This window comes from Azospirillum oryzae (assembly GCF_008364795.1).
Lineage (GTDB): Bacteria > Pseudomonadota > Alphaproteobacteria > Azospirillales > Azospirillaceae > Azospirillum > Azospirillum oryzae.
The window spans coordinates 296,270-316,759 of sequence record NZ_VTTM01000005.1 but is presented as its reverse complement, the minus strand read 5'-3'; the positions used below and the strand labels follow the sequence as shown (position 1 = coordinate 316,759).

At 64.8% G+C, this 20,490-nt stretch carries 12 protein-coding genes and 2 pseudogenes; 7 read left to right on the top strand and 7 right to left on the bottom strand.

What is annotated here, in order from left to right; all coding sequences use genetic code 11:
- Window positions 1–42: 42 nt before the first annotated feature.
- The 6 genes from FZ938_RS16795 to FZ938_RS30600 all read right to left on the bottom strand — a co-directional run bounded on the left by FZ938_RS16795 (window position 43) and on the right by FZ938_RS30600 (window position 4,934).
- Complete coding sequence (locus tag FZ938_RS16795; protein WP_149199606.1) at window positions 43–1,329, bottom strand: TRAP transporter large permease; 1,287 nt, start codon at window positions 1,327–1,329, stop codon at window positions 43–45.
- Window positions 1,326–1,865, bottom strand: coding sequence for a TRAP transporter small permease (locus FZ938_RS16790; protein ID WP_149199605.1), 540 nt, complete (start codon window positions 1,863–1,865; stop codon window positions 1,326–1,328). The genes FZ938_RS16795 and FZ938_RS16790 overlap by 4 nt, the downstream gene beginning before the upstream one ends.
- Window positions 1,866–1,936: 71 nt before the next feature.
- A complete protein-coding gene (locus FZ938_RS16785) occupies window positions 1,937–2,743 on the bottom strand; it encodes an enoyl-CoA hydratase/isomerase family protein (protein ID WP_149199604.1) in 807 nt (268 codons plus the stop codon).
- An 8-nt stretch (window positions 2,744–2,751) separates the two neighbouring features.
- Window positions 2,752–3,498, bottom strand: coding sequence for an SDR family oxidoreductase (locus FZ938_RS16780; RefSeq protein ID WP_149199603.1), 747 nt, complete (start codon window positions 3,496–3,498; stop codon window positions 2,752–2,754).
- A 25-nt stretch (window positions 3,499–3,523) separates the two neighbouring features.
- A complete protein-coding gene (locus FZ938_RS16775) occupies window positions 3,524–4,690 on the bottom strand; it encodes a thiolase family protein (protein WP_149199602.1) in 1,167 nt (388 codons plus the stop codon).
- A gap of 7 nt (window positions 4,691–4,697) precedes the next feature.
- Window positions 4,698–4,934, bottom strand: coding sequence for a Zn-ribbon domain-containing OB-fold protein (locus FZ938_RS30600; RefSeq protein ID WP_174757492.1), 237 nt, complete (start codon window positions 4,932–4,934; stop codon window positions 4,698–4,700).
- 326 nt (window positions 4,935–5,260) lie between these two features.
- Between FZ938_RS30600 and gcvA the strand changes: the two genes are divergently transcribed.
- From gcvA to FZ938_RS16755, 3 genes are all read left to right on the top strand, one after another.
- The gene (gene gcvA / locus FZ938_RS16765) at window positions 5,261–6,136 is read left to right on the top strand and encodes a transcriptional regulator GcvA (protein WP_149199600.1); all 876 of its coding nucleotides are present in this window, start codon (window positions 5,261–5,263) and stop codon (window positions 6,134–6,136) included.
- Window positions 6,137–6,257: 121 nt separating this feature from the next.
- Window positions 6,258–6,989: a nitroreductase family protein gene (locus FZ938_RS16760; RefSeq protein ID WP_149199599.1), complete on the top strand. Its 732-nt coding sequence runs from the start codon at window positions 6,258–6,260 to the stop codon at window positions 6,987–6,989.
- Window positions 6,986–7,366, top strand: coding sequence for a cupin domain-containing protein (locus FZ938_RS16755; RefSeq protein ID WP_149199598.1), 381 nt, complete (start codon window positions 6,986–6,988; stop codon window positions 7,364–7,366). Before FZ938_RS16760 ends, FZ938_RS16755 begins: the two co-directional genes overlap by 4 nt.
- A 680-nt stretch (window positions 7,367–8,046) precedes the next feature.
- On the opposite strand, the pseudogene FZ938_RS16745 reads toward FZ938_RS16755, so the two are convergent.
- Window positions 8,047–8,370 (bottom strand): annotated as a pseudogene (locus FZ938_RS16745) (transposase); the annotation flags it as partial.
- Window positions 8,371–8,623: 253 nt separating this feature from the next.
- Between FZ938_RS16745 and FZ938_RS16740 the strand changes: the two are divergent.
- From FZ938_RS16740 to FZ938_RS16725, 4 genes and pseudogenes are all read left to right on the top strand, one after another.
- Window positions 8,624–10,435, top strand: a complete 1,812-nt coding sequence (locus FZ938_RS16740) for a recombinase family protein (RefSeq protein WP_174757490.1) — start codon at window positions 8,624–8,626, stop codon at window positions 10,433–10,435.
- Between the two features lie 32 nt (window positions 10,436–10,467).
- A pseudogene (locus tag FZ938_RS16735) lies at window positions 10,468–11,898 on the top strand (IS3 family transposase).
- 706 nt (window positions 11,899–12,604) lie between these two features.
- Window positions 12,605–17,236: a hypothetical protein gene (locus FZ938_RS16730; protein ID WP_149199596.1), complete on the top strand. Its 4,632-nt coding sequence runs from the start codon at window positions 12,605–12,607 to the stop codon at window positions 17,234–17,236.
- Window positions 17,233–20,484 (top strand): fibronectin type III domain-containing protein, encoded by a 3,252-nt coding sequence (locus FZ938_RS16725; RefSeq protein ID WP_149199595.1) that lies wholly within the window; start codon window positions 17,233–17,235, stop codon window positions 20,482–20,484. The genes FZ938_RS16730 and FZ938_RS16725 overlap by 4 nt, the downstream gene beginning before the upstream one ends.
- Window positions 20,485–20,490: the final 6 nt, after the last annotated feature.

Below are 20,490 nucleotides of genomic sequence, written 5' to 3'. Positions count from 1 at the left end.
CGGCGGCGGGAAAGGCAGAAATGAGCGGCCGATGCGAGCGGATCAGCGCATCTGGCCGGGCAGCCACAGCGCGATCTGCGGGAAGGCCACCAGGATCAGGATGGCGACGATGTGCGCCAGGAAGTGCGGCAGCGTTCCCCGGAACACCTCGCTGACCGGCCGGCCGGAATAGCGGGCGACGACGTAGCAGTTCAGGCCGATGGGCGGGGTGATCATGCCGATTTCCGCCGTGACGATCTTGACGACGCCGAACCACACGAGGTCGAAGCCCAGCGACTGCATCAGCGGCACCACCACCGGCACGGTGAGCACCAGGATCGCGATCTGGTCCATGAAGGATCCCAGCACGATGTAGCCCAGCAGCACCATGCCCAGGATGACCCAGCGCGACACATCCAGCGTGGCGACCCAGGCGACCAGATCCTGGGTGACCTGCGTCAGCGCGAAGAAATAGCCGAACACGCTGGCGCCCAGCAGGATCACCATGACCATCGAGCTGCCATGGGCCGCCCGCAGCAGGGCGCGGCGGACATTGGCGCCGGTCATCCGGCCGCTGCGCCACAGCAGCAGGAAGGCGCCGAACGCCCCCACCGCCGCCGCCTCGGTCGGGGTGGCGATGCCGGTGTAGATGATGCCGGTCACCGCGCCGAACAGCATCAGCATCGGGCCGACGACGCGCAGCAGCGCGATCTTCTCGCGCCATGTCACCGGCTCGGCGGACGGCGCGTCCTCGGGGCGGTGCCAGGCCAGGACATAGACGGTCACCATGATGGTCAGCGTCACCAGGATGCCCGGCAGCAGGCCGGCGATCAGGAGCTGGCCGATGTTGACGTTGGCCAGCAGGCCGTACACCACCATCGCCACGCTGGGCGGGATCAGCATCGCCAGCGTGCCGGAGATCGACACCACGCCGGCCGCCAGGCTCGGCTCGTATCCCTGCTTGATCATCGCCGGCAGGCTGGTGGCCGACAGCGTCGCCGCCGAGGCGGTGCTGGTGCCGCACACCGCGCCGAAGCCGGCGCCGGCCAGCGCGGTCGCCATGCCCAGCCCGCCGCGCACCCTGCCGACCCAGGCGGCTGTGGCGCGGAACAGGTCGTCGGCCATGCCGCTCAGCAGGATGAACTCCGCCATCAGCAGGAACAGCGGGATGGTGATGAACTCGTAGGCGCCGGCGACGGTCAGCGGCGTGGTTTCGAGGATGCCGAGCACCCCCTCCAGGCTGCCGATCTGCAGCAGGCCAACGGTTCCCGAAATCAGCATGGCGAAGCCGACCGGGGCGCCGAAGGCCAGCAGAGCGAACAGCGCGAGCATGATCATGGCGACGGTCATTCGAAGGCTCCTTCGGCGTGCAGATCCTCATGGGAGCGCGCATAGGCTTCGTCGGAACCGACAAGGTTGGCGACGAGCGACGAGGCGAGGCGCAGGACCAGCATGCCGGCACCGATCGGGACCAGGGCGGCCGACGGCCAGGTGAGCCAGGCGATATGGCCGGCAATCGCGTCGCCGTTCTCCCAGGCATCCAGCGCCCGCCGCGCCCCGCCATAGGCGATCAGCGCGAACACCACGATGGCGGCCAGATTGCACAGCGCGTCGGTGATCCGGCGAACCGGCACCGGCAGGGCGCGCTGCAGCACGTCGACATTGACCTGCGCGCCGACCCGGTGCGCATCCGACAACGTCAGGAAAAACAGCGCCGGCGTGATGTAAAGGGTGATGACGTCGTGCGACCAGGAGAACGGCTGGTTCAGGAAATACCTGAAGCCGACATCGGCGGTGACGATGAGCATGAGCAACATGAGGCTGATGCATCCGCCCCATGTCGCGATCCGCTCCACTTGCCTCGATACGGCCAGAATGCGGCCCATGATGGCGCCCTCCCTCGGAGCCTTATTTTTTGACGCGGCACCGGCGCGGCGGCATCCGGCGCCGCCGTTGCTCACCGGCCGCGGTAGACCGGACTGCGCTTCTCGGCGAAGGCCTTCCGGCCCTCGATCCGGTCCTCGGTGTCCCGCAGGACGCCCCAGCCGATTTCGCTCAGCGACACGGCCTCGCGCATCGGCAGGTTGGCGCTGTCCACGGCCAGTTTCTTCACCATCTGCACGGCCAGCGGCGCGTTGCGCGCGATGCGGTTGGCCAGCGCGCGGGCATTCGTCATCAGATCGTCGGGCGCGTGGATGTCGCTGACAAGGCCGATGCGCTGCGCCTCCTCGGCGCCGATGCGCTCGCCGGTCATCAGCATCCGCATGGCGATGGCGCTGGGAATGCCGCGCAGCAGATGCTGGATGCCGCCCACCGCCGGGATGCTGCCGACCACCACCTCGGGCAGGCCGAAGCTCGCCGTGCCGGAGGCGACGCGCAGGTCGCACTGCAGGGCGATCTCCAGCCCACCGCCCAGGCAATGGCCGTTCACCGCCGCGATGATGGGCTTCCACAGCTTGAGCCGCGACAGGTCCATCAGGCGGGGATACAGCCCGTTGTGCGCCGAGACGTCGGTGGAAAGCAGATAAGCTTCGGCGAAGCTCGCCGGCGGCGGCAGCGTCGCCTTGAGATCCGCGCCGACGCAGAAGGCGCGGTTGCCGGTACCGGTCAACAGCACGACGCGGACATCCGGATTGTCGCGCGCCTCGATCAGGCAGGACTGGAGCGCTTCGAGGTCCTCGATGCGCAGCGCGTTCAGCGCGTCCGGCCGGTTCAGCGTGATCTCGGCGACGTGCTCGGTGATTGCGATGTGCACGGTGCTCATGGCGGCGCTCAGACGCTGGGGCTGGACAGGGACCGGCCGCCGCAGACGTAGAGCGTCTGGCCGGTGACGTAGGACGAGCTGCGGGCGGCGAAGAACAGCACCGCCTGCGCCACATCTTCCGGCGTGCCGACTCGGCCCACCGGCACCGTCTTGCCCAGCTTCTCGCGAACCTCGGGCGTGTAGGTCTGGAACAGCGGCGTGTCGACGATACCCGGCGCAATGGCGTTCACGGTGACCCCGTCCTTGGCCAGCTCGATGGCCAGGCTGCGCGTCAGACTGACCACGCCGCCCTTGGCCGCCGAGTAATTGGCCTGCCCGAAGCCGCCCAGCCACGCGCGGGACGAGATGTTGACGATGCGCCCGTAGCGGCGCTCGACCATGCCGGGCACCACGGCGCGGCAGCACAGGTACTGCGACTTGAGGTTCACAGCGATGACGCCGTCCCAGTCCTCCTCCTGCATCTTCACGAAGCGCTTGTCGCGCGCCATGCCGGCGTTGTTGACCAGCACGTCGATGCGGCCGAACTCGGTCAACACGGCGCCGACCGCCTCGTCGACGCTTTCGCGGCGGGTCACGTCGACGCGGTAGCCGCGCACCACAGCCCCGTCACCGGACAGGCTCTCCACGGCTTCGCCGAGAGCCTGCGGATCGATGTCGAACAGCACGACGGCGTAACCGGCCCGCACCAGTATGCCGGCGATGCCGTAGCCGATGCCGCGGGCGCCGCCGGTGACGACGGCCACCTCGTTCTGCATGATGTCTTCTCCCGGATAGGATTCGTCAGACGGTGAGGATGTGCACCGCGGACGCGGCGTGATCGACGCCGGCGATGCCGCCGCCCGTGCACTGCGTCAGGCCGACCTTGGCGCCTTCGATCTGGCGCCCTTCGGCGCGGCCCTGGAGCTGCCAGACCACCTCGACCATCTGCGCCACGCCAGTGGCGCCCAGCGGGTGTCCCTTGGCGATCAGTCCGCCGCTCGGGTTGACCGGCACCCGGCCGCCCAGAGCGGTGACGCCGTCGGCGAGCAGCCGGGGCCCTTCGCCGCGCCCGCACAGACCGAAAGCCTCGTAATAGAGCAACTCGGCGATGGTGAAGGCGTCATGCAGCTCGATGACGCCGAGGTCGTCCGGCCCAAGCCCGGCCTGTTCGAAGGCGAGATGGGCGGCGCGGGCGGTGATTTCGGCGTCGAGGATGTCCTCCAGCCCCTCTTCCCGTTTGCCCGACTGCACCACGGAGGCGCGGACGCGCACGTCGGGACGCCTTGTGGCGGAACTCCCAGCGGAGGGACGCTTGGTGGTGAGCACCACCGCGGCGGCGCCATCCACGGTGGACGGGCAGCATTGCAGTAGGGTCAGCGGGTCGTACACTTTGCGCGAGTTCATCACCTCTTCCAGCGAGACCTCGTTGCGGGCCTGCGAGAGCGGGTTGAGGGCGCCGTGTCGGCGGTTCTTCACCGCCACTTGGCCCAGCACCTCTGGCGCATGGCCGGTCTCGTGCAGGTAGCGGGTGGCGCGCATGGCGTAGATCGCCGGCAGCGTCATGCCCTGCGCCGCGTAGAGGTCGGTCTTGTAGTCGTTGCGCTGGAGTGGGATGGAGCCACCACCAAGCTGGGTCAGCTTTTCGACGCCGAACACCACGACGGTGTCGTAGATGCCGGCCAGCAGCGCGTGGCGGGCGAGATGAATGCCGGTGGCGCCGCTGGCGCAGGCGTTCTCGACGTTGTACATTGGCATGCCGGACAGGCCGAGGTCGCGCACCAATGTCTGACCGAGGATCATACCGCCATAGACGTTGGCGCAGTAGAAGGCCTGCGGATCGTCGAGACCCAGCCCGGCGTCCGCCAGCGCGCCGAGGATCGCCTCCTGCGCCAAGCTCGGCATCGGGACAGCGTCGTGGCGGCCGAACTTGGTCATGGCCGCGCCGGAAATATAGATGTCACGGGTCATCGCGGCCTCACTGCACAGGAACGAAGACGTAGGTCTGCTCGCCGCCGGCCGTGGCGTCGAGTTCGACGCGCAGACGGGCACCGATCATTGGGCACGCGCCCTCCGGCAGCTTGAGCCGCCCCAGCACCCGGACCTGTTCGGGGAAATCCGCATAAGCCAGCGTGAACGGCGGCTGCCCGGTCTTGGGGCTGGGATGAACGACGGTGAAGCTGTAGAGCGACGCTTCCGGCGATAGCGTGACCACCTCGCAATCCCGTGAAACGGGAATGCTCTCGGGCAGGACAGGGAAGTAATATTTCCCGGATATCTTACTTCTCGATGCAATCAAGGCCACTTGGCCTGTGTCATTCATCGTGTACGATGCTGGGTTTGGCGCAGCATGATTGCCTTGCACACCTGCCATCTTTCCCCCTGCGAGCCGATTCCGGCTCCTTTCAGTGTTTTTTTTCGGACGTGAGACCAACGTCGCTGTCCAGACACATGACAGGTATCGCTCACGATCAATACGCTCAACCGATTATTTCGATGTCAATCGTTGACTTCAAGTCAACGGTCTACTAGTGTCGTTGCATGGATCGCCTCCCTCCCCTGAATGCCGTACGCGCCTTCGAAGCCGCCGCACGGCTTATGAGCATCCGCAAGGCCGCTGCCGAATTGTTCGTAACGGCCGGTGCGGTCAGCCGGCAGGTGAAGGTGCTGGAAGATTTTCTCGGCATCGAACTGTTCTCCCGCGGCCACCGCGCTGTCGCCCTGACGCCAGTGGGCGAGCGCTATTTCGCGGAGGTGAGCCGCCACCTTGCCGGGCTACGTAACGCGACCACCCATCTGGTGGAGGACAAGGGGCGGCGGACGCTGAAGTTGCGCGCCTACACCACCTTCGCCATGCGTTGGCTGATCCCGCGGTTGGCCAGCTTTCATGGCCTGTACCCGGACATTGACGTCCGACTGTCGGCATCGCTCGACGCCGTGGACTTCGAGCGCGAGGACGTCGACGCCGCCGTGCGGCTCGGCTCCGGCAGTTGGCAGGGGTTGCAGGCGGATCGCCTGTTCCGGAACCTTCTGGTGCCCGTGTGCAGCCCGCGCCTGGTGGAGAAACGCGCACTGAGACAGCCGGCCGAGCTTGGCAACGTCCTGCTGCTGCACTCCCTGGCCCGACCTGACGATTGGGCGAAATGGCTGGACGCGGCCGGGGTCGAGGGCGTCAGCGCCTACACCGGCATCAAGTACGAGAGTTCCGCCATGTCCTACCAAGCAGCCATGGAAGGGCACGGCGTCGCCATCGCGCAAAAGGCATTGGTCGAGGAGGATCTGGCGCAGGGCCGGCTGTGCCAACCCTTCGGCTTCGAACTCGACATGGCGGACTTTACCTATTACTTCGTCTTTCCCATCGGCCGGGAGCGCAAGCGGGAACTCGAGGTCTTTCGCCAATGGCTGAAGACACAATGACGGATCGTTGCATTCAACTCAACGATCGCCGCGGAAAACTCGATTGACCAGAATCGTGGCGCCGCCAGAGTGAAGGCGCGGTCAGCCGGCCGCGCCCTACCGCAACTGTGCGAGCGTTCCCATGACCATACCGCCGGATTCCGGCGCATCCCGGCCCTCGGTGTCCGAAGCGTTGCGGACCCGCCGCAGCATCCGCGCCTTCACGCCGACCCCCGTGCCCCGCGCGACGGTGGAGGATATCCTGCGTCTGGCGGCCCGTGCGCCCAGCGGTTCGAACATCCAGCCTTGGAAGGCGCATGTGGTGGCCGGGCAGGCGCGCGACGCGCTGTGCCGCGACCTGCTCGACGCGCATTTCACCGGCGCCGCCGCCGACGAGGAATTCCATTATTACCCGCGCAGCTGGCGCGAGCCGTATCTGGCGCGCCGCCGCTCCGTTGGGCTTAGCCTCTATTCGCTGCTGGGTATCGCCAAGGGCGACAAGGAGCGGATGGACCGGCAATACGCCCGCAACTTCACCTTCTTCGACGCTCCGGTCGGCCTGATCGTCACCATCGACCGTGACCTCGAGATCGGCAGCTGGTTCGATCTGGGCATGTTCGTGCAGTCGATCCTGCTGGCCGCGCGCGGCTTCGGACTAGACACCTGTCCGCAACAATCCTTCGCCAAGCATCACAGGATCATCCGGCAGCACCTGGCGATCCCGGAGGGCGACGTCGTCGTCTGCGGCATCGCCCTCGGTCACGCGGACGAGACGGCCGTGGAAAACGGCCTGCAGACCCCGCGCGAGCCGCTCGAACGGTTCGCCGCCTTCCACTGGGACACCGAACAACAGCCAGGAGAGGAGACACAATGACGAAGAAGCGCTTTTTTGTGCGCAAGGGCGAAGTGAAAGGCTATCACCCTGCCAACCACACCGGGACCACCAACCGCCGCCTGATCGGCCGCGACATCGTCGGATCGCAGCACGTCGAGGTGGTGCACGGCACGCTGGAGCCGGGCGAGGGCGCCCTGCCGCACGCGCACCCCGACCTTGAGCAGGTGTGCTACGTGTTGGCCGGACGCATCAACGTGAAGGTTGGCGGCCAGGAGGCTGAGCTGATGACGGGCGATTGCTGCTTCTTTCCGGCCGAGGAGGCGCACGTCGTGGTCGCCTTGGGCGACACCCCGGCCGAACTCCTGGTGATCTATGCGCCGCCGTACGAAGAGAACCCGGCCAAGGTTATCCGCTGAGAGCTTGTTCGTGACCGGCTCGCTCTTACCGGTGCTGAACAGGATGCTGCTTAAAGATGAAGAAGGGAGTTGCGCCTGAGGAGCGGTCTGGTATGTCTGCGTGTTAATCGGCTCCGAAAAACGGCTCTGTCGCAGATTTGATAGTGCGGACCTCATCGTTCAGGGCCGATGACACGCGCCTAGTGAATGTCGAGTTTGCCGCGGCCATAAATCTGTCGCTTCACCAGCTTGAGCTTGGTGATCTGACCCTCGGTTTGACCATTGGACCACGGGCAAGGCGATTGCGTTGACGACAGGATTCTGACGGCGTATCGCAGCGAGGCGACGAGTTCCGGAGATCGCCCGGTCCCACCGCCAATGGCGATCTCGGAGGCCTGCGCCGCATCCTACTGGAAGCGCAGCGCCCGTTCGAGGACTTGCTTCCTGCGACCGATCTGTCCTTCGATCTTCGACCTCTGTTTGTGGCTGCTGTTCCGCTGCCAAGCCATCTGCCCGCCCTCGGCGATCTCCTAGCCGCCTTTATTCACCAGGGTAACGAGCGGTCTGGTCGCCGCGTGGAGATGCTCAACGTGGGGCTGCATAGGCGCGCGTCGTCGGCCGCCGCGCTGACGGCGGCGTGACGATGGCGGAGTTGGTGGTGGACGGAAGCGGGTGACGGCTGGGGCACGCTGCCCCGGTGCTCAGCAGATGAGTCGTGGCAGGCGGCCGAGGGCGAGGTGGATGATCGCCTGATCAGGCGCGCTGGTCGGCAGGTGCACCTTGATCTGCGTCTTCATCTCCACGATGCGCGCGGCGATCTTCACCAAGCGCAGCCGCAAGGTATCGAACTGCACCGTGCGCCAGCGGGAGCGTTTCGGCATCAGCGAGCGCAGGCTCCACAGCAGCCAGTACGCCCCGGCGTGCAGGAACAGGCGGAACTGGTTGGCCGTCGCCTTGGTGCAGGAGGTCCGGTCGGCGGCGAGGTGGGCCTTCCACGCCTTGATATGATTTTCCATCTCCTCACGTTGAAACGTCTGAAGAGCGTTCACTGTTGAATCCAGCACCACGCGTCGGCCATAGAGCCTTGTTAGCGTTGGCATGCTGGCTCCAGAGGCGCAGCGATGACGACCACTCCTCCTGCCGAACCCTTGCTGCCGACGTGGAGCCGATTGCCGGTGAGCCGGCGGCACCGGCTTGCGGTTCTGGTGGGGCAGTTGGCATGGCGCCGACTGAACCCGAAGCAACCAGCAACGGCCTCTCCAGGTGAGGAGGATGTCCATGGCCATCATCCTGCCGACGGATAAGATCAAAGGGCGCCACCGTGATCGGCTCGCCATCGTCTATATCCGCCAGTCCACCTTACAGCAGGTCGGGCACAATCAGGAGTCGACGCGCTTGCAGTACGGGCTTGTTGATCGAGCGCGACAGTTCGGCTGGGCGGCCGAGCGGATTGTTGTGATTGACGATGATCTCGGGCGTTCGGGCAGCTCGGCCGAGACACGGCCGGGCTTCCAGCGCTTGGTGGCCGAGGTCGGGCTCGGCCGTGTCGGCATCGTGATGGGCGCCGAGGTGTCACGCCTGGCGCGTTCCTGCCGGGACTGGTACCAGCTGTTGGAGATCTGCGCTCAGTTCGATACGCTGATCGCCGATGCCAATGGTGTCTGCGACCCTGCTGCCTACAACGACCGCCTTTTGCTTGGGCTGAAGGGCACAATGAGCGAAGCGGAATTGCACGTTCTCAAGGGACGCCTGCAGGCGGGGCGGTGGGCCAAGGCGCGGCGAGGGGAGCTCTTCTTCAACCTGCCACGCGGCTACGTTCGCCGGCCATCGGGCGACATAGCGTTCGACCCGGACGAGCAGGTCCAGGCGACGATCCGATTGCTCTTCGATGTCTTCGAGCGGCGGCGAACCATTAACGGCGTGCTCGCCTACTGCGTGACCCACGGCATCGACTTGCCGCAGCGTGCCCATTCCGGCCCAAACAAGGGGGAACTCGAATGGCATCGTCCGAACCGTTTCACCCTCACTGGGATGCTGACTAACCCCGCATACGCGGGCGCCTACGTCTATGGTCGGCGGCGGAGCGATGGCCGCCGGACGTCGGAACTGCCCGGAGCCGGTCGGTTTCTGGGTGAGAAGGAGGGAATGGTACTGCTGCGTGACCATCGGCCCGCCTACATTGACTGGGAGACCCACGAAGGGATTTGCGCGCAGGTGGCCAGGAACCGAACTGACTATGCCGGGGTGAGCCGGGGCGGCCCATCGTTGCTGGCGGGTCTTGTCGTGTGTGGCCGGTGCGGCTTGCGGATGGCGACGGTCTATCCAGATGGCGGGCGCTATCTGCGTTACGCCTGCTCGCGCGACGCGATGAACTATGGGGCTCCAGTGTGCCAATCCCTCAGCGGACGAGCCTTGGACGCTCTGGTCGAGATGCTGATCCTCCGGGCGCTGGAACCAGTCGCGGTGGAAGCCAGCCTCCAACTCGCAGAAGACATCGAGTTGGAACGGGGCGCCCTGCACCGTCAGTGGCGTCAGCGGTTGGAGCGCGCCCGCTACGAAGCCGACCGGGCTCGACGTCAGTTCGATGCGGTTGAGCCGGAGAACCGTTTGGTCGCCCGCAGCTTGGAGCGCCAGTGGGAGCAGGCTTTGTCCGACGAGCTGATGCTGAAAGCCGAGCATGAACGCTTCCTGGCAACCCAGCCGATGCCGCTGACGGACGAGGAACGCGAAGCCATTCGAAGCCTGACCACGGACATTCCGGCACTCTGGCACGCCCCAACGACGACGGCGCACGACCGGCAGACGATTGCCCGAACGATCCTGGAGCGCGTCGTAGTTACCGTCGAGGGCGAGACTGAACTGGTCCGCGTTGAATGCCACTGGGCCGGTAGCGAGCGAACCGAACACCAGTTGATCCGGCCGGTCAAGGAGCTCCGGCAGTTGAGTGGTTGTGGAGAGTTGATGTCGTGCATCCAAACGCTTCATGCCACCAAATTGAAGGCCCCTGCGATCGCCGATATCCTCAACGCTGAGGGATGGCACCCGCCGAAGCCCTCTGTGCCAACGTCGAGTGAGACAGCCGCCTGCTGAAATGATCGGTAGAGGGCGCTGTTGAGGACCTGATGAGCACACCGACACTCCCCCCTGTTTCCACCACCGTGTCCACTCCCGACCCGGAGGTGAGCGAGCGCCCGCAGCGCCGCACCTTCAGCGTCGCCGACAAGCTGCGCGTGCTGGAGGAGATCGACCGCGCCGGCCCCAAGGAGATTGGCGCCATCCTGCGCCGTGAGGGGCTGTATTCCTCGAATGTCACCCGTTGGCGCCGCCAACGCGATGGTGGGCAGTTGCGCGGCCTCGCCCCGGCCAAGCCGGGGCCGAAGACCCCGCCGGCCAATCCTCTGAAAAGCGACGTGGAGCGCTTGGAGCGGGAGCATGCACGCCTGCGTGAGCGCCTCACCCGCGCCGAGGCGGTCATTGATCTCCAAAAAAACTTTCCGACGTGCTGGGACTTCCGTTGCCCTCGATGGACCACGGCGAGAGCAAATGATGACCGCCATTGAGCAGGCGGCTTCGGCGGTGGATGTTTCTACCGCCTGCCGGGCGCTTGGTGTGCCGCGCGCCAGCTTCTATCGTCATCGCGACCGGCGGCGCCGGGTTGGTCCACCCCGTCCACCCAGCCATCGCCCCCCTCCACCACGCGCGTTGAGCGGCGGTGAGCGCGTCACGTGCTTGACCTGCTGCATGGCGACCGCTTCGTCGATGCCGCCCCGGCCCAGGTCTACGCCACCCTGCTCGATGAAGGGCAGTACCTGTGCTCGGTGCGCACCATGTACCGCCTGCTCGCCGCCAACGATGAGGTGCGCGAGCGCCGCCAGCAGCGCCGGCACCCGACCTACAGCAAGCCGGAGCTGCTCGCCACCGGCCCCAACCAGGTGTGGAGCTGGGACATTACCAAGCTGAAGGGCCCGGTCAAGGGCACGTGGCTGTGCCTCTACGTCATCCTCGACATCTACAGCCGCGCCGTGGTGGGCTGGACGGTGGCCTACCGGGAAAGCGCGGCACTGGCCGAGCGGCTGATCCGCCAGACGGTGCGCAAGCAGGGCATCACCCGCGACCGGCTGACGCTGCATGCCGACCGCGGGGCGGCGATGAAGGCCAAGGCGGTGATCGAGCTGCTGGCTGATCTCGGTGTGACACGCAGCCACAGCCGGCCACAGCAGTCCAACGACAACCCGTTCTCCGAGGCGCAGTTCAAGACGCTCAAGTACCATCACACCTTTCCAGACCGCTTCGGCTCGATCCAGGATGCCCAGGCGTTTTGCCGCGCCTTCTTCGGCTGGTACAACACCGAACATCGACATTCCGGGCTGGCGCTGATGACCCCGCACCAGGTGCACTACGGCGACACCGCTGCGATCTGCGCCGCGCGTCAGGCAGTGCTCAATGAGGGGCATCGCCGCCATCCCGAGCGCTTCGTCCGCAAGCCGCCTGAAGCGCCGGCACCGCCAGCTGCCGTATGGCTCAACCCGCCGGCCGAGCCGAAGGCGAGCTGATGCTCAGTCCTGTCATCCCGGTGTTCGGCTGGAGATCGGCCATCCCGCCGTCCCGGCCTGCCATCCAACACGCCGGCGCGCGAGGGGGCGGGCAAGGCTCTTCTCGAGGGACCCGCCCCACAGGGCGGGACGGAAGGGCCTTGTGCGACCTGAGCCCGCCGGCATCCTGCAAGCGGACGGACGCGGCAACCAGTTTGCTGGCGCCTCCGATCACCCAAGTTTCCCGAGCTTGAACTCGAATCCCGGCTGTCTCATTCGCGTTGACACGTTCCGAAACGCCTCGCGGGGATACGCCACCCCGGCCGCTTTCCTTCGGAACGCTGGCCGGCTTCAGTTCGGAACGGTGGCCGCCTTCAAATCGGAATACCCGGCCGGCTTCATCGGAATCTGCACGGTGGCTTGACGCACACCCCACTTCACCGATTCCGAGCCGCATTCAACCCCGAGCTTGCCAGAAACAGCCTCGCAATCCACCAGTCGCATCCGAGGACGGCGGGCAATTGCATATCCTGGTATGCGCATAAGCTACCGTAAAACACTTCAGCAGCCCGGAACGGAAGAGGTAATCGTTGCGGGCGCTAACGCTGGTAGTACAAACAAATAGTTATGCAAACGATGTTTGAGCAAGATACCTGGTGTGACACTATGGAGCGGAAACTCGGAAAGGGAGGGGGCGGTGTTAGAACGGAGTGCGGACGCTGCATTGGTGCCCCTGTCTGACACGTTTTCTTTGCAGCCCCTGTCTGATTTGGTCGATCCCGCGGACTTCCCCCTTTTCGAACACGTTTCTATCGATGTCGCCGGTAGCGGTGAGGAGATGGGCAAACTCGTCTCCTCCATTTACTTTGCCAATGCGTTCAGCCGAACCGATGGCGTTAATGTGGTGATCGAAACAGATCTGTTCTTCGAACAGGCGCTTCCCGCCGTCCAATTGCCTGGGTTCGACGCCTTCAGCATCCGCATCGGAGCCACGGCGGCCGGCTGGGGACGCGCCGGCGCCGTGTTGACGGTGGGGCCGGACTTGGCGCTGCAATTGACGAAGTTGACGGCGAGCCTCGTCGTCGCGCCCGAAGTCCTCGCCCGTGCCGACGACCGCTCGAAGGGGGCGGAGTTGACAATATCGGGGGGGCTGACGCTTTCCCCCTCGGGTATATCCTTCGACGGATTTCACGAAGCGAAATTGACGGCCGCCTATCTCGCCGGCACTGATCTCCTCCTGTCCGCCTCCGGCATCTCGGTCGTCGAGGATCCCAGAGCCGGCGGAAGCGCGGTGTCCATGAAGCGGGCGACGGTTCAGTTGCCAAAGGATTGGGTGGCAACCGAGGGCGGGGGCGCCGTCGAGATCACGGCCGAAGACGTGCTCATCGGGGCGAGTGGCCTCAGCGGCCGCTTCCGCCTAACCCAGGCGGGCGCCATCACGGGCAAGCTGTTCGGTTTCGCCTTTCGTCTGCGCGACTGCACCATCGAACTCGTGGAAGGAGCCCTCCGGGAGGCGTCGCTGCTTGCGGACGTCCATCTGGCGCCGCTCGATGAAGATGGCAAGGAAACCTGGGTTGGTCTTGACGTATCCTTTGGGCGAGACGGCGTGCGGGCTGCGCTGTTGCCGATAGCCGCGCAGCCGTCGAGCGGCCGCCGCCCGCAGGACTTCGATGCAGACGAGCAAACGGACGGCCAGCCGGAATCCGACAACGTGGCAGGCGCCATGGCGGTGAGTAAGGACGATGAGGCGGCGGAGGGCGCGGAGCCCGCGTTTGCGTTCACCGTTTCCATAAAGGACCTGTTCCGCCTTGGAGTGAAATCGCTCCGCCTCGAGCAAGTCAAAGGCGAATGGGTCGTGTTCCTATCCGGGACGCTCACGCCACTCATTCAAGGAGGGAAGTGGCCAGCGCTCGTCTTCGACGAGATCGGCATCGGCTCATCGTCGGGCATCATCCTGCCCGAGGGTTCCGGCATCGCGATCGCCGCGCCGTTGGTGGCCGATTGGCATTTCGCAAAACTCACACTAACCTCGTTCCGCCTAGCGCGACCGCCGGGCCCCCAACGCGCCCTGGAGCTCGCGCTGTCCGCCGACGTTTCAATCATCAGCGGCCTTCCGGCCGGCGCCTCGGTCGAGGGGTTGGTGGTGACATGGTATCAGGATACGTCGACCGTCGACGTGCGGTTCGACGGCATCGGCGTCGCCTTCGGTGTCCCCGGCAGTTTCGACGCCGGTGTGACGATTTCCTACAAGCAGGGCGCGTCTCCACGCTTCCTCGGAAAAGGGCATTTGAATCTCGATGCGCTCGATGTTCGCCTCGACATCACCGTTGAAGCGGGGCGCGACGATGGGCTCAACTACTTCTTCCTGACTGCGGATGCCGAGATTTTCCCAGGAGGAATCCCGATCGGCGCGACCGGGCTCTCGCTTTACGGCGTGTCGGGGCTGCTGGCTTACAACATGGCTCCCGCCGTTGAGGATAACCACGGTTCTCCGACCGACAAGAAGTATCTGGAACTGTTTTTGAAGGAGCCGGTCGGCCTCACCGCGCGAAACAAGTGGACCCCCCGATCTGGCCACGGCGCCATTGGTCTTGGCGCGGTCATTGGGACGGCCGACGATGGAACGGTGTTCCACTGCAAGGGAATGCTGCTGGTCACGCTGCCGGATCTGGACCTTTTTCTGCAGGCGCGTGCGGACTTCATCGAACGACGCCAGGGGCTCAAGGACGACAAGACCGGCTCCATCGACGCGTTGTTGGCCTATCACTCCGGGGAGAACCTTCTGGCGTTTGATATGCGGGCGCAGTGGGGGAAGGACGATCTGTTTTCCGTGGGTGGAAGCGCGCACGCGCGCTTTTACTTTGACAAACCGCTTGAATTCTTGCTGGAACTCGGCAAGGAGCCGCCGAGTGAGCGAGTATCGGCCCGCGCGCTCCGTGCCAGTGGCGAATGGCTCCTTGATGCCAGTTACTGGATGTGCCTTGATGCACGTGGCATGCGGACGTGCATTTCCGCTCATTTCGGAAGCCGCTACGAGGCGGCCGGGTTCTGGGCGGAAATTTCCGGATCGCTCAACGCCTCCATGGGGCTTTTCTGGGACGCTCCGCAATGGGAGGGGTCTGCGTCCTTCGAAGGGTATGCTGGCCTCGGTTGCGGCGACTTTTCGCTTGGCGTTGGGGTTAACGCCGACGTGGATGCATGCGTGCCCAATCCCCTGCGGTTCGCCGTGTCCGCGAAGGCCTGCATCACCATCGATGTTTGGTTCGATAGCTGGGAGCTCTGCTTGGCTCACCGCTTTGCGTGGGAGCGCCCGGATCCCCCGAAACTGATCGACCCTGTCGTCTCAGTTGTTGCCGAACCACGCCTGTGGACGTCGCGGCCCGCCCCAGAGGGCGCGGATCGGAAGGTGGACGACGGGGTCGTCCCCCTCGCTGAGGCGTCGAGCGGCGCCATTTCGGACGTGTGGCCGCACAGCGTGCTGACCATTGATTTCGCGAAGTCCATGTCGCAGGAGGGGCCATCCTTCCACGGACATGAGAAGGTTCGCCCCGTAGCCATCGCCCAACAGTCGGGATACAGCGCCAGCTACGTGCTCACCCGCCTGGAACTCGTCTGCGGCAGCGACCCGAACGCCACACCGACATTGTTCGGCACATGGGTCAAGTCGCCGGCAAGCCGGAGCATTCCAGGCTCGACTCAAAGGCACGAGCCGCGTCCACCAAACACGTGCCTGCAACTCCTGTCCTCCGACCGTTTTGGCCGTCGCGGCTCCCTCAGCGGCGGAGGCGCGGAGGACAGCCAGATCGACTATTGCCTCAAGGAAGACAACTCGCCGGAGACGGTGTGCGTCTCTCTGGCGGGAATGCAGATCGGCCATGGCCGCCTGGAGAACGGCTGGATATATCGCTGGACGCTCAACGCCGATGTCGATCCAGCAAAGGGAATTCGCGACAACGTCGGGGGCATTCTCTACCAGTATTCTGACGTCGTCGCCTTCCTGCCAACGAAGAACGTGACCAAAGTCGAGGCCCATCTGGCGCGTTACGTGCCCGGTGGGCCCTTGGAGGAGATGCGCCAGGAGATGCTGTCGCGTCCTGCGGGAACGGAGGATTGGATTACGCTGCCGTCAGCCTGGGGCGAGGCCGGATGGGCGGTTGTTCGTCTTTGCTGGAGCCGAGACCGTGTGTCGCCTCCTGGCTCCGTCGAGGTCATCAGCCGTACCGGATCGGCGGGCATCGAGGAATGGTCAATACAACCTGGCGACCAGTTGCTTCGACCTGGCGAAACCTACGACCTCGTGATTGCCGGCGAAAAGCGCTTGTATCTGCATGACACGACAGCGGCCGTTTCGGTCACGCCTTTTCACCACACCTATCGCTTCAGGGCGAGGTCGGCGCCCGATTACCCCGGCGCCCTCGCGAACGCCATTGCCGGCGTTTATCCGGCCGATGGGGCGCGTCCCGTCTACACGGGCTACGACTTCGTCATACGCTTCAAGGAGGCGTTCGTTCCGGCTCTGTACCGCGCAGAAAGGCGCAGACTCGCGCTCCGCCTGTTCGACGGCTCTGGCAACCTCGTCACCAACGACAAGGGCGACGTGTTCCTGCCTCTCGTCAACCAAGATGGGCCCACCGAGCCGCCCCCGGTCGAGCAGTGGTGGCGCGAAATCTACACACGGGATCCAGAAACGTGCGTCGAGGGAGAACCATACCGCGAGGAGCATAAGAGTGAATTGGCGCTGCCGCTCAGCACCGTGAAGCTTGCTCCAACCACTCGCTACATGGCGCACATCGTTGTCGTCACCTTGAACGGAGCGCCTCAAGACGAGGATGTGCCGATCCTGGCCACTTGGAGCTTTACCACCTCCGCGTATGAAACCTTCACCGCTCTCTTCCGGAACCGAATGGACAAGAGCCAAATCAACGAGCCGGAGGTGGCTCCTCGGGGCGTGCGTCTCACGTCCATGCCATTGGTGGACGAGTTCGACGCCTTTGCGCGCGTCTGCGGCGTGCCTGTCGTCGCGGTGACGAAGAAGACGCGCCTCAGCCCGGTATACGGTCCCGCAGGGTTGATGGGGGTTCTGATGGAAGCCCCGGAACCGCTTGACGATGAGGCCGGGCGCCTGACGCTGACACTCGACGGACGCGCGACACGGCTTTTGCCGAACCCCGACCGAACCCGGTTCTTCGCCATGCTGGACGGTCCAGCCTCCGTGGCGCCTTGGCCACCGGACGCCGTCGCTTTCAAGATCGTCTGGAAGCACAATCCTGCCGGCAATCGTGAGTTGTGGCGGCGTATAGCTGGCAAAGGGTTTGACGAAACGATCGAACTCGCCATTCCGCTGGAACTGCCCCAATGACGATCGAACTGCCGCCGCGTGTCCCGTCGATAAACGGAAAGTTGTCTCATGGCACGGACATTGACATAATTGCCTGCCGCAGAAAACTGGACGCACCGGACAATCGTGTGGTGTTCGGTGTCCGGTGGGCGTTGCGTCCCGAATTGGGCTTTCCCCCCAACGGTTTCTACGTCTTGCGCGTTTACGAAAATGGGGAAGCGGATCCGGTCTTCAACACCGACGGACCGCTGCTTTTGCCTGGCGTAGTCATGAACCATGGGGTGGCGACCGTCGATAAGATGAAAATCATCGCAGACGCTCGAGCACGGCGGCCGGATCGTTCCGGGGAGGCCCCGTTCGGCCCTTACTTTCCCGATGACGCAATCCCAATGTTGGTGTCTCTGGCGCCCGTGCTGCGATTCGCCGCTCCTCGCGTCGATCGTGCCGAGAGACTCAGTGCCCTCAACGACATCAGTAGCCACATGGGGGACACGCATCTCGAGAACACGGTCCTATCGGAGCTGTATTGGCGCACAGGAAAATACCCGACGATTGATGAGATTAAGCAGGGTGATCCCACGCGTCTTCACGACGTAATGTCCTTCTATAGGGAAGCGGCTGTGAGGAATCTCCTCGCGCTGGCTGTTCGGTTCGAATACGCAAAATTCCTTGGTCTTGGGTGGGATGATCTCCTGCCGGAGGGGCTGATCGACCAAACGAAGATCCGCTATAGGCTCATTGTTGGCGAGGGCAGCGTGGCCGAGACGGATCCGCTTGACGGGAACTCGGTGTGTGATCCGGACCCTCCATCTGCATTGCGGATCGAGCCTCGTCTGGGCCGGCCGGTCGAGCATCCGCTCTTCGCTGCCTTCAAGCCCGGCAAACCGGATGCTTGGCCACGGAAATCTCAGGGTTTGCCGCCGTTCTGCTCAGGGGATCGCTTTCCGTGCGCGCCCGCGTACGCGGCGGCACTGTTTTGGGAATCGCCGATTCCACCCAGACCCAAGAGGCTCCTGACACATGGTCCTGTCCTTTATCAGGTGGAGCGTCTCCAGCCGCCCGTGCAGGGGCAGGAGTTCGAGGTGTTGCCGGGCGCCAGCCGGGTGATCCTCCGAAAGCCGCCGGCGGAAGGGCCCCCGCCGCCGGCGTGGATTGACGCGCCCAGCATGCAGTGGCCGCCAATGGAGGGCGAGTGCAGTTACCGTGTACGGGGTGTCGATTTGTTTGGCGTCGTTGGGAGCAGGGCGACGGAAGATAGTGTCACGCTCGTCGACGACCTCTCTCCACCGCCGCCGCGGCTTGGAGGCTCCCCGCCGCTCGCGTTGGACGTCGATGGTGCCGCGCAGAGGGTCAGCGTGCCAATCGAGATTCTGTGGGATTCGCGCGAGGATTTCGCGGCGCCCGACTGCGCGGGGTTCCGCGTTGCGGTCACCTGGAGCCTCCAGACCACCCGGCCGGTCATCGTGACGCGGATCGATCACGAAAAACTGGGGGAACTCTCACACGTGCAGGCGGACGTTACCCTTGGTGACCCGCTCGCACCGAAGGGAGCCGCCATCCCGCGGGATGTTGGGCGCACACTTGCCGGTTGTCGGCTCGTCACGCCTTCCTCTCAATTTCTCATTCTGCGCGATGAGCCAACGACCCTAGGCGCCACCGTTCGCGTCCGCAAGTCGGCCGGGCTTGCTCCTTCGCCAGGGGACGCGGTCGTTTACGCAACTGAAGCGGCGTCCAACCTTGTGCATTGTAGCGCGGAGAATCGCCGCTCGCCCATAGCTCTGACCATCGCTGACGCTCAACTGGAGCAACGCGGGTCCCGGCCGCGCAAAGCCATAGCGATCCGCGTGTCCCCCATTGTGGACGGGACGTTGCCGCCAAGCGAGGCGCTGGATCTGTATCTGCATTTTTTTGGAGCTTCCTTTGCGGCGACTCCGCAAGGGCCAGATCTTTGGCTCTTCGAGGACCTCGAGGATCGGGATCCGCGCGCCGCCATGATCGATCAGTTGGATCAAATTCCGAATTGGCAAGCCGCCATCATGGGATCGCCCGTCATCGCATATCCGCGCCACCCCGACGTCCTTTCCATTGCGATTCCAACGGAATACCGCGGCGAACCAATAGATTTTCACGCGGGCGTGCTCGACTTGCATGTGACGGCGACCGACGGGAAGCCCAATCGGCCGCCGACCGACACATCAGGTCTGCCGGGCAATGTTAGCGCTCCTGTGAGCCGACGGATCGTCATCCGGCGCAAGGCGCCGCCGCCGGCGCCCAAACCCAGCCGAGGTGTGAAATGGGCGAAACCTGGAGCGCGGTATGCGGATGACGCAACATACGAACTGACCTGGGAGCGCGTCCCCGGCGCTGCCCGCTATGAGGTGGAACGTGTACTCGAGGGGCATTTCGGCTACCAGCCCAACGCTTTGAGCGACGACGATCTGCGTGATCTCGCGGCCCGCCGTTTAGACCTGTTCGAGCGGCGGTCGAACCAAGTCATCGGTCCGCGGTTCACGGACCGGCTTCCTGGGCGCGCGCCGACGCGCTCTCTCTACCGGGTGCGGGCCATCAGCGACACCGAAGAGGCCGGCCCATGGTCGGAGGCCATCGGTCCGATCCGCGTGCCAGATGTGCGCATCGCCCCGCCGCCCAATCTCCTGCGAGCGACCGCCCCGCCGGTCGTCGATGATCGGCAGCGAAGGCTGCGGCTCGAATGGACGCAGGGTGGGCCATTGGACGATCTCGGCTTTGTGGTTGAGGTTAGCGACGGGGCTGGCAACGACGGGTGGCGACTGGTCGCCGATTATCTGCCCGGCATGCTCGCCGCCGAAGAGAACGCCCGCTTCGTCGCCGAACTGGTCGATCAAGTGCCCGGCAAGCCGACGCAGTTCCGTGTCGTGGCCGTCCGGCACGCGCTTGATCCTGCGGATCCCTGGGGACTAGCCCGGACACGGATCCGCGGTCTGGAATCGAATGAGGTGACGGCCATGGCATTGGGGGAACTCCGGCCGCCGACCGACCTTGCCGCCCGCTATTTGGGCGATGGAGCAATCGAGCTCACATGGCGGAATCGTGACGAGTACCGCTGGATCGAGGTGCGCCGACGCGCGCCAGGAGCCTACGGGTTCACCCGATCGAGGTGCGACGGCGACCGCCAGCGTTTCAGCGATGCGTTGCCCGCCGGCGCCAAGGCTGGGGAGTGGCATTACGAACTGGTCGCTATCGGCTATGGCCGCCAAGCGCATGGCGGTGACATTGTCTTGACGGTGTAGGAGTTC